Here is a 12,565-nt window from a genome sequence, read left to right on the forward strand (position 1 = left end):
CTGCGCGAGTAAATTGGCTACCACATTTGATATGAAGTCCGTCTACTCGCTTACCCCTCTTAGATTCCATCGATTCCTTGTTACGGTGGCTCATGACGAGAGTGGCCGCACTGGCGCAGCATTGGAGCCTCAATTGGAAGTCTTCCGGAAACGCGGGGAATGAGCTAGGGCGGAGAGTATAGGTTGCAGATGGGGCTCTGAATCCGAGTGAGGGCAGTATCGTGATTACCAGTTGGGCCACGCCGGACATCGTGGTTGACGCATACTTGGTCTCGGCAAGGGGTCAATCGATCATCTGCGAAAGCGGGAGGAATTCTTCAGATCTGAGTTCAGCAGCGCGATAGTTTGTGTAAACTAACTCCTTGACTGGCGCGTATCAAATTATTGGTAGAAATCGAGCAGTTTCATTAAAAAGCTTTAGAAATCAACGCGCTGAAAGCGGCTAGGGGTTTCGCTTCACTGGAGTATTTGGCCGCACCACTGTCGCAGCTCACCCGAAAGGGTATCTGCCACTGACGCTAAGAAGGGATTCTAAAATGGATGCTCCGATTGTCTTTGTAAATATTGGCTGGATGGTGTCTTACCAAGGCCCGGATAACGATCCAACCATTGGTGGACATGGATGGTTAAAGACACATGCTTACGGCCATGAAGCGTGGAATTTCCAGCCTACGCGCAAAAAGTTGTATGGCTATATTCCCCGGTCTGCTCGAATAGATTTGAGGAGGCTTGGTGCTGCCAGAAACGATGACAAGGTCGAAGGCGTGACCGTGATCTGGGTTGCCAGGAGTCCAAGGGATCAAGTCACGTACGTGGTTGGCTGGTACAGAAGTGCTGTGGTTTACCTTGAGTCAGGCCATTTCGAGATCAAGCGATCAAGTGGCGACGTCGTTGGGTATCAGATTGAAGCGCATACTGCTGGCGCGATCTTATTGGCACCAGACCAGCGTGTTCTTAAAGTACCTACAGCGAAAGTTAAGGGTAACCTCGGGCAAAGCCCAGTCTGGTACGGAAATCCAGAGTATGTGGCTAAGGTGAGGTCGTATTTGGACGCAGGTGGGAGCCTCTCCCAGATGGCGGCGAAGAAGGAGGTGAATTCTCCTAGGCAACAAGATCCCGAGATGAGGAAACTCGTGGAGCTGGCGGCAGTACGTCATGCCATCAAATATTACGAGTCTGTGCAGGGCGGGAGTCGGGTTGTAAAATCGGTAGAAAAAGACAATATGGGCTGGGACCTTACGGTCTCTAGTAATGACGTAGATCTGAAAGTTGAGGTCAAAGGACTGTCAGGAAGCGATCTATGCGCTGAACTAACTCCCAACGAATACAAGCAAATGCTCGCCGCCGAGCATCGCAGGTCTTACGTAGTCTACATCGTCACGAATGCCCTAGACTCCTCAGCTCGCTCTCATGTTTTTTATTACAATTCCGAGCTGAGCAACGGCGGTAGTCATTGTTGGCTCACTGAAGATGGGAGAGTACTGAAGATCAAAGAGCTAACCGCTGCTCGGCTCACGATTGATTGATCAGACGTTCATTATATCCATTACTTGGATTGTCGCCGCTTTAACCGACTACCGACCGTTCCAAGGCGCTCTGTTCTTTAGCGATTGCTGTCAGCAAGGGCGACGGCGTCCTGCTGCTCAAGTGAGGAAATCACCAAGCTGGCATGCTGCTTTCGATCCATAGCAGCCATTCGCGAAGGACGACTTTCGGCCAGAAGCGGTCCTTCGTTGACTACAAAACCTGGAGCAATTCAGTTTTCTGCATATCGCATAACGAAGCCCACAAAAAGGATGGCTGATTCAAGGGAGGGGACGACTGGCTGTTTACGGAGCGTTTTCCTAATTCTCTACATATCCTTCATGGACTAAGTATGCGGCTATGGTGTTGCATACGACATTTATGGAAATGAATCGAACCAGATGCAGGGTCGCCATTAGCACAACACCGACAACTAAAGGATGTACATCTCCCTTAACGTTTATATTTTCGGCCAATTCAACGACCGGTGATCCGCTGAAGCCTCGATAGTCGTGCTCCTTCCAGTTCACTTCCGTCAAGCAGTATTGATTCGGAAATAGTCCATCGACGGAGAGCTTTCCATAAAACCCTCTTGGCTGGATTCGCATTTGCCCAGCATCATAGTCAACTTCTGTTGCACAGTTCGGATGATTGTGAGTTGGGTATCCGACTGCACGCAAATTACTACCGCGAGCAAGTGCTAAATTTAATAGATTATCTACGTGATCTTGGTGTTGTAATGGTAACGCACGTTCACGTAGCGCTACATATTCTTCAGTGCTAATTTCTTCAGAAACTGCGTATATGGCGACGTCTTCAATGTCGTTATCACAGCTATCGTCAGCAGCTGCCTGTAAAACATGGCTAAATAATACGGACTTGCTCCCGCCAGGAACAACAGGAATCATCAGCTTGGCTTCGGAGCTATCTGGCAAGATATCTACAATGCAATGTCTGGCGGTAACGTAAAACACCGGCTCGAATGGTGGGAAGGTTACGAAAAAACCGGTGCCATAAAGTCCCGGATACGACTCAAGTCCTTTGCATACAATGATATTGGGAGAGATGCTTTTATAAGGCATGTATGCAGAAGTGTTCATGGGTGTCTCGTTAAAAATAGCAGTGCTAGCCGAGCCTGAATTGACATCATACGCCTCCAGGGCAGATAACATTTGCGGATGTCAATATATACACATTCACCATAATTACCTGGCTTGATTTATCTCAAATCGGGAGTGACACTCGTTACACTCATAGGTGTGGGTATGTTCTGATACTGTACCGTCAGCCCGAACATAACCGGGCGAGCGCATTTCATTTCTTGGAATATTTCGGAGGCCACCTCGGCAAATAGGACAAGATTGGATGTCCGGTTGTTGGCCCGGTATGTTCGCCATTCTGCTTCCTCAATGAGATAGTCTATATTTATTGAACTTGTGCTTTACGTATGTTATATCTCGCCTGACAATGATAGCTAAGTGGCATCGTTTTATCTAGTCCCGACCAAACCAATTCGATGGCCAGTAACCAAGCATCGGAGCCCCTCCATAGAGGAGCAGGTCAAATCGATGGCAAAAAGCACCCAGCGGTTCGTTATGGAGCCCGTGCAGCCTTTCTCGTTTGATATCTTGCCAGCGGAAACGCTTCTTTGGACTGATGTCGATGGAATGAATAGCTCACGCCAAGTGAAACTCTGGTGGCAGATCGCCTTTCGAGTCGAAACTACGGCAGGCGGGAATGTCCGCTATGGGTCGAAAGCTGCCAGTCACTACTGACCGCTACCAGCCCATCGCGACGTCCGCAGTATCCCGCACACTAGGCACAGGAACATGGAGCAACCGTCCACATCCGCGGATAGGCCACGCTTGATTCCCTGTCCCGGTTCTTGTTCTACGCCGCGTATTTCTTGGCCCCTGCAACACAGATGACAGCCCCCAGCGTTACCACCAGCATCACCCAGCTGACCTGCTCATGCAGCAGCAAAGCTGCCAGCCCAAGCCCCATGAACGGCTGAAACAGTTGCAGCTGGCCCACCGCTGCAATTCCACCCTGGACAAGCCCTCGGTACCAGAACACAAACCCGATCAGCATGCTGAAGAGCGAAACGTAGCCGAGGCTGAACCACGCAGGGGCGCTTACCTTGGCGAAGGCATCTGGCGCGGGAAGATTAACGATGGTTAGCAGCAGCATCAGCGGCAACGCCACCAGCAACGCCCAGCTGATCACCTGCCAGCCCCCCAATGTCCGCGACAGACGTGCCCCTTCCGCGTAACCCAAGCCACAGACGACTACCGCTGCCATCATCAGCAGGTCGCCCACCGCGGAAGCCTCACCGCCATTCATCAACGCGTAACCCGCCACGATCCCGGCGCCCATCATCGAGAACAGCCAGAACAGTGGCCGGGGCCGCTCGCCGCCCCGCAGCACGGCAAACCCTGCGGTACACAGTGGCAGCAGCCCCACGAAGACTATGGAGTGCGCAGAGGTGACGTGCTGCAGGGCCAGGGCCGTCAGCAGCGGAAACCCGATGACCACGCCCAGCGCGGTTACAGCCAATGGCCACACGTCACGCCGTTCAGGTCGAGGCTGGCGCAGCACCAGCAAGAGAAGCGCACCCAACACGGCGGCAATCGTTGCCCTGGCAGAGGTCAGGAACGTTGGTTCGAAGGCCGTCACTGCCACACGGGTCGCCGGCAAGGAGCCCGCGAAGATTGCGACGCCTATGAAGCCGTTGATCCATCCGCTTGTTGATCTTTGCATTGCCCAGCCCTCTGTAAGTGCGGGCTCAGTACATCACTGACGGGCGCAACCGAGCCATGTACAATCCAGTACAGTTTGGTCGAACTGTTATGCACATCAATCCAGCACAGTTGAGGGTGAGATGAAACGCGGTGCAACGCTGATCCGGACAGTCATGGGCGAAGTCCATTCCAGGATTGCCTCTCGAACCTACTCACCAGGTGCGCGCATTCCTTCGGTGCGGGCGATGGCGCAAGCCATGCAGGTATCGGTTTCCACCGTTCTGGAGGCCTACGAAAGGTTGATGGCCGAGGGTGTACTCAGCTCACGCCCTGGCTCGGGCTACTTTGTAGCCGGGCCCGTGGCGCCGTTGGCACTGACCGAGCTCGGGCCCAGGCTCGATCGTGAAGTCGACCCACTGTGGATTTCGCGCCAGTCGCTTGAAAGCTCCAGCGAAGCGCTAAAACCGGGGTGCGGGTGGTTACCTGCGTCCTGGATGCACGAAGCCGGCGTGCGCAAGGCGCTTCGAATAGCGGCCCGGTCCGACACACTGCAACTCACCGAGTACGCTTCGCCGCTGGGGCATCCGCCGCTCAGGCAATTCCTGTCCAGACGGCTGGCAGGGAGCGGCGTTGAAGTGCCTCTGGAGCAGATCATGCTCACAGACTCCGGCACCCAGGCCATCGACCTGATTTGCCGCTTTCTCCTGGAGCCGGGGGACACCGTCCTGGTTGACGACCCCTGCTATTTCAACTTTCACGCGCTACTGAAAGCACACAGGGTGAACATCGTAGGCGTGCCGTACACGCAGAACGGCCCAGACATCAATGCATTCGGCGCGGCTCTGCTCAAGCACGCGCCCAGGTTGTACATGACCAATTCCGGTATCCACAACCCGACCGGGGCCACTTTGTCTCCGGTCACCGCGCACCGGTTGCTGAAGCTGGCCGACACTTCCAACCTGGTGATCGTGGAGGACGACATCTTCGCGGATTTCGAGCATACCCCCGCGCCACGGCTGTCGGCCTTCGATGGTCTCAATCGCGTCATCCAGATAGGCAGCTTCTCCAAGACCATCTCCGCTGCCATCCGCTGTGGCTATATCGCCGCCCGTGGCGACTGGATCGAGAGCCTGGTCGACCTCAAGATTGCCACCACCTTCGGGGCTGGGCGCTTGGCCGCGGGCATCATCCATCAGGCGATAACCGATAGCGGGTACCGAAAGCACTTAGAGAGCGTTCGTCTCAGGTTGGCCGAGGCCATGGACAGCACGGTCGCGAGGCTTCAGGCCGTCGGTATCAAGCCCTGGATAATTCCCCGGGCAGGCATGTACGTCTGGTGCCAGCTGCCTGAAGGCAAGGATGCCGCAACCTTGGCCAGGGCTTGCCTGAAGGAAGGTGTATTGCTGGCGCCCGGTAATGCGTTCAGCCAGTCCATGACGGCGGGGGATTACCTGCGGTTCAACGTTGCCCAAGCGGAAGACAGCAGGATCTACGAAGTGCTGAAACGGGCGCTGGGTACATAGTCGCGAGCGCTAGTGTGATGACACGACCGGCGAGGGTGTGGTCGGCGCCGGCAACGCATAGGCCTGCTTCATCCGTGGCACTTCCGCCAACGTTGTCCGGCCGAGCAGGCGCTTGAAGTTGCGGCTGAACAGCGACCACCTGAAGCATTTAGTGTTTCAACTAAGGGGGGTGCTGGCGATATAAGTGACGATTTTAGCTAATAAAATTCCCGTAGGTAAAAAGTCCTACAACTACCTGGGAAGTTTCCGACGGCACTCCAGCTTGTACATCTTTCCATCTGCACTACTCTCTGAAGTGCCGCAATGACGCGGCATCTTAATGGAGATACAAAAATGAAAATCATCCACATGGAAACTACCCAGCTGGCAAACTTTGCGCTTGTGGTTCAGACGTGCAAGTAACCCCTGAGCGTTGAAAATTGAAGCGCAGGGCCGGCCTGCGCTTCAATTGGGAGGTTAAATGATAAATAAAAATTGCTTTTTTATAGATTTCCAAGATTCATTAGTGTGCTGGGATTTCAAGCAGCATAAGCAGTACCAACTGTCCAGCGCGCATGCGATTGAAGTGATCAATCACATTTATGGTGGCGCTGATCATGATGGCAGCGTTGATGCTATGACTGATCTTAGAGGTGTCGGGATCATTGCAGAGGAGGGTGCGCAAACCCATCCGTGGGACTGGGATATCCTTTCACGGATCTTCCATATTGGAACAAAAGATCTTATAACGGACGACCAGCCATCGAATGAAACAGAGTGGGCACTCCACTATCTTGCTCACTGTGATGAAGCTCTGCAACAAGAGAGATTTTCATCAGGCCCGGCAGAGGGTGACGGGTTTTTGTTGCCTCGATGGGATGATGGCGACGAAGTCAGCCGTGTAATGGGGCAGCGTATAACGGTTAGAAATTTTAAAGACACGCCTGTCTCTTTGGTTGATCTTGGTCGTATCCTTCAGCAAACACTAGGCTTCTCAGTCACCCGTTCTCGGACAGACTGTACGATGACGAGTAACCCGTTTGCCCAGCGTCGTTTGAGCCCGTCTGCAGGTGGACTCAACGCGACGGAAGGGTAAGTATATGTCTCAAACGTAACGGGTCTAGACCCTGGCTTCTATTACTATGATCCCCAGCACCATAGCCTACACTGGCGTGGTAAGCTGGTTTCAACGCTCGGCGATTTAGTCGCCGGTCAGCACTTTGTTAATAATGTGCCTGTCGGATTATTTCTGACGTCGCGTTTCGACAAGCTATGGTGGAAGTACAAGCACTCGAGAGCCTACAGGATGGCCCTGATTGAGGTTGGGCATGTTGCGCAGACTTTCCAACTTTCGGCCACTGCGACGGGTATGCAGACTTGGTTAACCGGCGCTCTGAGTGACTCGCTCGTTGAACAAAGAATCGCGCTAGATAACCCTTTTGAGCACGTCCTGTTTTTCGTGGCCTGCGGATACAGCGAGGGTGCTGCCATACCCGACTGCATGCGTGAGTTATTGACGTCTCGGGAGTCGGATCAAAAATGATGGGTGTATTAAATCGCAGGTCAAGAGTTTTCAAGGCGTGGGACTCATCAAGTACAGTGCGCTCGAAAGCGTACTGCTATGAGCTAACGCCAGACGATTTTTCCATCAATGACCCCGAAATGTGGTTCCCGTCTCTGCTTGGTCCTGCATTGAGCCATCCAGCTGTATGTGCCTTGCCGGTTGAGAATAGGAAAATTCTCCATATTCACTATCTATTGTATTTCATGGATTACACGGCTCAACTTGAGATGGGTCAGGTGAATGAGGCTGTTCAGTGTATGTCAGTCGGTGGGCTTAGTGAGTATTTCAGTGCGGAGGACCGTAGAATGGGAATCCAACTGTATGTGGATGAAGGCTATCACGCGCTCTTTTCACTTCATTTGGCAGATCAATTGGCGACTCACTATGCCCTTGATAGGGTGAGTTCTTCTCGAATCTTAAATATGCATAGCCTTATCTCAAGCAGTGCAGAGGTCTACAAAGATCTAACCCGATTCTGTATAGCGTTCGTTTCAGAAACTGTCATTGTTCGCGAGTTGCTTGAGCTGACACGTGATGACCTCGTCAGGCCTGTGGCAAATATGTTTATGGATCACCTGCATGATGAAGGGCGTCACTCAATATATTTTATTGAGTGTTTTCCCATTCTTTGGCGCCAGCTCGGGGCGGGTGAGCGTGATCACGTGGTTGAAACTTTAATTAAGGTGCTGGCGGTATTCAGTCGGCCCGATGCGCGTTTCGTGAATTCGCTTTTCGCCTCGCACCCCACTATGGCGTCTCACGTGCTTCCCGACCTCAAGCGGGGCTGGGTGGAAAGAATGAGGTCTCTGTCTGCTTCAACAATTCAAGCAATTAGCCGGACGGATATGTTGCGTAATACACATTATCACCAATTGTTCAAGTCCGCAGGCTTACTTTCGTGAATGGCGTGTATCAACCTGTGATGCGTATCCATTTGCTCGCTCTGTTATTGTTGATGACCTTGATGGGTGTGTTCCCAATAGATGTAATTCTGCCCTCTTTTCCATCGCTCGCGGACAGGTTTGACGTTGATGTGAGTCACATAGCGTACTCAGCGAGTGGTTTTGCTCTCGTGGTCGCGCTGTCACAACTATTGATAGGGCCACTCTCCGACAGGATCGGTCGTAAGCGGCTACTCATGGCTGGACTGACATTAGCCACACTAGGCGCTGTCGGTTGCATGCTTGCGAACCGCTATACGGATTTCATGTTCTTTCGGTTCGTTCAGGGGCTGGGGTGTGGTAGTTTTGTGCTGAGCCAGGCACTTGTGCAAGATCTGTATGAAGGACGGCAATTAAACGCGGTACGTATCATGCTGACGACTGCAAGTGGGGTGTTCATCTGTTTATCCCCAGTGGCTGGCGTTATGTTGGAAACGTCGTTCGGGTGGCAGTCCAGTTTTTTGGTTTTCACAGTGCTTAATTTAGTTGCATTCCTACTGATTATATTCATCCCGCCCGAACATACGATATCGGGTAGTCGCGACCCTATCCTCCATGTGTACAGGAAGATGTTGTTAGACAGGACCTACATGTCTTTGTCCCTGTTATCAGCATTCGCCTTTGCTTGCCATTTTTCATTCGTTATCGCAGCCCCCATTTTACTCATGGGGACACTGGAGCTCTCCGCACATGAATTTTCTTTAGTGTTCATGTGCTATGGGCTGTCGTACGTATTGGGGGGCGTGATCGCTGGCTGGTTTAATCGTATGGTCAACCCATTGTTCCAGGTTGGATTGGGGTTGCTGCTGGTGGGGTTTGCCAGTTGTTTGCTCTTGCTTTGGCAGATGACAGAAGGAGTGACCTTGGTGGGGCTGATGGTTCCGATGATCGTTTGTACAGCGGGTACGACACTGGTACGGCCTGCCGCTACCACTCAGGCGTTGTCACGGCACCCCCGTCACGCCGGGGCGGCGTCGGCACTGAACACTACTCTCATGTTTGCGGTCGGTGGACTCGCAAGCACACTAATGGCAGCCATGAAGACGGTGACGCCGATGAACCTTGGTTTCATGTTTCTTGCTTTCTGTATGCTTGGATGGCTGTTGCTTCAGGTGCTCAAGCACTGCCAGCCTACAGCGGTTGACCACCGCACCCAGCGACGCGCTTCTGGCCGCCGCCAATCACGTGGTAACCACAACTCCCTCACAACACCGCCGAAAACACCGAAGCTGTAATCCGCTCACTCAACAATTCCAACGCCCGAATCCCCGCCAGCGAGTTCCCCGAGGCATTCAACGCCGGCGACCACACGCAGATGCTGTAACGCCCCGGCACCACCGCGACAATACCGCCGCCTACGCCGCTCTTGCCGGGCAGGCCGACCCGGTAGGCGAAGTTGCCGGCCTCGTCGTACAGGCCGCTGGTGGCCATGATCGCGTTTACCTGCTGGGCCTGGCGGGGGGTGAGGATGTGTTCGCCGCTGTGTGGGCAGTAGCCGCTGTTGGCCAGGAAGGCGAAGCCGCGGGCGACGTCTGCGCAGTTCATGGACAGCGCGCAGTGGTGGAAGTAGCTGCCCAGTACGGCGTCCACGTCGTTGTGGAAGTTGCCGAAGGCTGTCATCAGCCAGGCCATGGCCGCGTTGCGGGCGCGGTGTTGGTATTCGGATTCGGCGACCACGGCGTCGCTGACGATGCGCGGGTTGCCTGCCAGGCGGCGGACGAAGTCGCGCATCGACAGGGCGGGTGTGGCGAAGCGTGACTGGTTGATGTCGCAGATCACCAGGGCGCCGGCGTTGATGAAGGGGTTGCGCGGGCGCCCTTTTTCCACTTCCAGCTGTACCAACGAGTTGAACGCCTGGCCGGAGGGCTCGTAGCCCAGGCGGGACCAGATGTCTTCGCCGCTGTGGTTGATTGCCTGGACCAGGCTGAACACCTTGGAAATGCTCTGGATGGAGAACGGCGTATGTGCGTCGCCAGCGCAGTGCAGCTGGCCGTCGAGGCTGTGCACCGCGATGCCCAACTGGTTGGGGTCGACCTGGGCGAGGGCGGGGATGTATTGCGCAACCTGACCTTGGCTTAGCAGGGGGCGGACCTGGTCGAGGATCTCTTGCAGCATGTCTTGCATCGCAACGGCCTTGGGGACGAAGGTGGAGTAGTCACAGACGACGCTCCACGGCGGCAAGGCACGTACCGAGTGTGTGGATCAGGCCCAGAGCCCCAGCACTACCAGCGCTGCCACACCCAGCCCAACGGCCACTGAACAACCCCCTACAGACAATGCGGCTTTGCCTTGGCGGTACCAGCCGTCATGCCCCAGTTGCCGTGCCGGTGCCAGCAGGCTCCGCCAGCGCATTTCGGTATCGTGAAACGCCTGCAGGTTGGCGGGGTGTGCATCGAGCCAGCGGCGGAAGTCGATGCGTTCGCAGGCGGATACGTCTGGGCTTTGTAAGCGTACGTACCATTGGCCGGCAACGCTCGCCAACACGTCACGGCGCGGCAGGCCGGCGTGCAGGGCTTGGGCCATGTGGCGCTCGATGCTGCGCACGGGCAGGTCGAGGCGGGCGGCGATGCGGGTGAAGTCGAGCTGGTCCAGGCGGCTGAGCAAAAACACCTGTTGTACCCGCCGGGGCAGCCGCTTCAATGCGTGCAGTAGCGCAGTGTCGCCATCGGCGGTGCTGGGGGTTGGGGCCTCAAGGCGCAGCAGCAGGCGGGTCATGGACAGCTCCTTGCTGATAAGGGGAGGGTCGTGATGTCTTCCGTGATGGGAGTGAGCGTAGGTGAAACGAGATTGATTCTCAAGTGCTGATTCGGCAAAGTTTTGTAATGAGCGTTCACGCTCTGACACACCTTTGCTATCATCCGCGCCATCACGATCTTCATTAGCCTGAAGAGCCAAAAAAAAGACCCGGCAAAAAGCCGGGTCAAAAACCGTGATTAGCCTGATGAGGAGATAATCTGAGAGCGACCTAAGCTCCAGATTATCCAGCGGATCTCGCGATCAGCTGAGTGCAATAATAATCGTTATCATTTGGCAGTCAAATGATTTTTTATTCATCCGGTAAAAAAAATCACCGGAGCGCTTCCTTGTCCCGGCAATCGGGGCCATTGCCGTGACGCGGCCACCACGTTTCCCTTCCTGCTACCCGTCTGTTTCCAGCCCGCGCCTGTGCTCCAGCAGAGCGCGCGCCATGTCCATCATGTGCATCAACGCAAACGTGAGTTCCCGCTGGCTGCCATGCTGGTGCGTGGCCGTTTCCTGGGCGGTTGCGGCGGCGCAACGCAGCAGGGCGATGGCGTGCTCCTGGGCCTGCTCGCTGGTAACGCCTTCATGCAGCGTCCAGATTTTGTTCTCCAGCGTGGGGCGTGGAGGGTTGGGGTTCAGGTAGTAATCGAGGGCGCGGCGGGCTGCTTCGCTGTCGAGATCTGTTTCGTCGTTTTTCGATGGTTTCATCCTGATACCTGCTAGGGCCAGTAGTGAAAGGGGTCAGCTCGATACTAATACCTAGAGTATTTTTGTGCTTTGACATAAATAATACTGAATGTTTATTGAGCGGTAGAAGGCAGTCCGTATCGTGCCAGCGATGAATATGGATAAATGGATTGCCCTCGTCCGTGATCGGATGGAGGAGCTAGGGCTCACCCAGGAGCAGCTCGCTGAGCGAGTGGGTGTCTCACAAGGTAGCGTCGGGCATTGGGTCAACAAGCGACGTCAGCCGAAAATCGAATCGATGAACCGCACGTTCGTCGAGATCGGCATGCCTCATTACAACGTAAGCCTGCAATTGCGCATTCAGGGGCAGGTTGGTGAGGAGCGGGGCGTTTACCAGGTCAAAGACAGCGATGATCAGCTGGACCTGATGCAATACATTGTGTGCTTCCGCTATCCCGTGCTGACTTGGAGCCAGTTGGAGGTACCACCTGACGATGAGCCTCGCGTGTTTGAACAGACCGACTACATGGCACAGGGCAAAGCGTTCTGGCTGACGGTAGAGAATGACGCCATGAGCGCCAGCACCGGGCGCAGCGTCCCTCAGGGTATGCGGATGCTGGTGGATCCCGGTGTGGAAATTGAGGCGGGCCGTTTGGTCATCGCGCGGCAGCCGGGCAAGCCCGCTATTTTCCGCGAGCTGGCCGACGAGGGTGGTCAACGTTACCTCAAGGCACTTAACAGCAATTATCCAACGCTATTATGCGAGGACGGCTGCGAATTCCTGGGTGTGGTGGTGCGTGTGCACGGGTCGTTTTGACGGGCGCGCAGTGAGCTGATTCAACAAGCTGGCTACGCTCCCTGGCT

The 12,565-nt window shown here is 54.7% G+C and carries 11 protein-coding genes and 1 pseudogene; 7 read left to right on the top strand and 5 right to left on the bottom strand.

All coding sequences use genetic code 11. The features are described from left to right. Nucleotides 1-536 precede the first annotated feature (536 nt). A complete protein-coding gene (locus APH25_RS18250) occupies nt 537-1,526 on the top strand; it encodes a protein NO VEIN domain-containing protein (RefSeq protein ID WP_060482903.1) in 990 nt (329 codons plus the stop codon). Between the two features lie 318 nt (nt 1,527-1,844). Here the strand turns inward: APH25_RS18250 and APH25_RS25535 are convergent, their stop codons facing one another. Then, nucleotides 1,845-2,624: a hypothetical protein gene (locus tag APH25_RS25535; protein WP_156333223.1), complete on the bottom strand. Its 780-nt coding sequence runs from the start codon at nt 2,622-2,624 to the stop codon at nt 1,845-1,847. A gap of 790 nt (nt 2,625-3,414) precedes the next feature. Continuing rightward, nucleotides 3,415-4,284 (bottom strand): DMT family transporter, encoded by an 870-nt coding sequence (locus APH25_RS18260; RefSeq protein ID WP_060482905.1) that lies wholly within the window; start codon nt 4,282-4,284, stop codon nt 3,415-3,417. Nucleotides 4,285-4,405: 121 nt separating this feature from the next. On the opposite strand from APH25_RS18260, the gene APH25_RS18265 reads away from it, so the two are divergent. From APH25_RS18265 to APH25_RS18280, 5 genes and pseudogenes are all read left to right on the top strand, one after another. Beyond that, entirely contained in the window at nt 4,406-5,788 is a 1,383-nt protein-coding gene (locus APH25_RS18265; RefSeq protein WP_060482906.1) for a PLP-dependent aminotransferase family protein, read from the top strand. A 460-nt stretch (nt 5,789-6,248) separates the two neighbouring features. Next, nucleotides 6,249-6,863: a hypothetical protein gene (locus tag APH25_RS25730; RefSeq protein WP_177331201.1), complete on the top strand. Its 615-nt coding sequence runs from the start codon at nt 6,249-6,251 to the stop codon at nt 6,861-6,863. Nucleotides 6,864-6,875: 12 nt separating this feature from the next. Then, nucleotides 6,876-7,310 (top strand): annotated as a pseudogene (locus APH25_RS26325) (SagB/ThcOx family dehydrogenase); the annotation flags it as partial. After that, on the top strand, nt 7,310-8,233 hold the full coding sequence (locus APH25_RS18275; RefSeq protein WP_256217589.1) for a diiron oxygenase: 924 nt from the start codon (nt 7,310-7,312) through the stop codon (nt 8,231-8,233). The pseudogene APH25_RS26325 and the gene APH25_RS18275, both read left to right, overlap by 1 nt. A gap of 20 nt (nt 8,234-8,253) precedes the next feature. Then, nucleotides 8,254-9,507, top strand: a complete 1,254-nt coding sequence (locus tag APH25_RS18280; RefSeq protein ID WP_156333225.1) for a multidrug effflux MFS transporter — start codon at nt 8,254-8,256, stop codon at nt 9,505-9,507. On the opposite strand, the gene glsB is transcribed toward APH25_RS18280, so the two are convergent. The 3 genes from glsB to APH25_RS18295 form a co-directional block, all read right to left on the bottom strand. After that, nucleotides 9,476-10,396, bottom strand: a complete 921-nt coding sequence (gene glsB / locus APH25_RS18285) for a glutaminase B (protein ID WP_028632300.1) — start codon at nt 10,394-10,396, stop codon at nt 9,476-9,478. The two genes, APH25_RS18280 and glsB, sit on opposite strands and share 32 nt — an antisense overlap. Before the next feature lie 78 nt (nt 10,397-10,474). Then, nucleotides 10,475-10,987: a DUF4880 domain-containing protein gene (locus APH25_RS18290; protein ID WP_060482908.1), complete on the bottom strand. Its 513-nt coding sequence runs from the start codon at nt 10,985-10,987 to the stop codon at nt 10,475-10,477. 423 nt (nt 10,988-11,410) lie between these two features. Next, complete coding sequence (locus tag APH25_RS18295) at nt 11,411-11,722, bottom strand: DUF6124 family protein (protein WP_028632302.1); 312 nt, start codon at nt 11,720-11,722, stop codon at nt 11,411-11,413. Between the two features lie 130 nt (nt 11,723-11,852). On the opposite strand from APH25_RS18295, the gene APH25_RS18300 reads away from it, so the two are divergent. Beyond that, nucleotides 11,853-12,518: a S24 family peptidase gene (locus APH25_RS18300; protein ID WP_033727915.1), complete on the top strand. Its 666-nt coding sequence runs from the start codon at nt 11,853-11,855 to the stop codon at nt 12,516-12,518. Nucleotides 12,519-12,565 lie beyond the last annotated feature (47 nt).

This window comes from Pseudomonas sp. NBRC 111119, from assembly GCF_001320125.1.
Classification (GTDB): Bacteria; Pseudomonadota; Gammaproteobacteria; order Pseudomonadales; family Pseudomonadaceae; genus Aquipseudomonas; species Aquipseudomonas parafulva.

Coding starts and splice junctions, on each gene's coding strand:
- APH25_RS25535 (WP_156333223.1), bottom strand. CDS start 2,624: ATGAACACTTCTGCATACATGCCTTATAAAAGCATCTCTCCCAATATC.
- APH25_RS18290 (WP_060482908.1), bottom strand. CDS start 10,987: ATGACCCGCCTGCTGCTGCGCCTTGAGGCCCCAACCCCCAGCACCGCC.
- APH25_RS25730 (WP_177331201.1), top strand. CDS start 6,249: ATGATAAATAAAAATTGCTTTTTTATAGATTTCCAAGATTCATTAGTG.
- APH25_RS18250 (WP_060482903.1), top strand. CDS start 537: ATGGATGCTCCGATTGTCTTTGTAAATATTGGCTGGATGGTGTCTTAC.
- APH25_RS18280 (WP_156333225.1), top strand. CDS start 8,254: ATGCGTATCCATTTGCTCGCTCTGTTATTGTTGATGACCTTGATGGGT.
- APH25_RS18260 (WP_060482905.1), bottom strand. CDS start 4,284: ATGCAAAGATCAACAAGCGGATGGATCAACGGCTTCATAGGCGTCGCA.
- APH25_RS18265 (WP_060482906.1), top strand. CDS start 4,406: ATGAAACGCGGTGCAACGCTGATCCGGACAGTCATGGGCGAAGTCCAT.
- APH25_RS18300 (WP_033727915.1), top strand. CDS start 11,853: ATGAATATGGATAAATGGATTGCCCTCGTCCGTGATCGGATGGAGGAG.
- glsB (WP_028632300.1), bottom strand. CDS start 10,396: ATGCAAGACATGCTGCAAGAGATCCTCGACCAGGTCCGCCCCCTGCTA.
- APH25_RS18275 (WP_256217589.1), top strand. CDS start 7,310: ATGGGTGTATTAAATCGCAGGTCAAGAGTTTTCAAGGCGTGGGACTCA.
- APH25_RS18295 (WP_028632302.1), bottom strand. CDS start 11,722: ATGAAACCATCGAAAAACGACGAAACAGATCTCGACAGCGAAGCAGCC.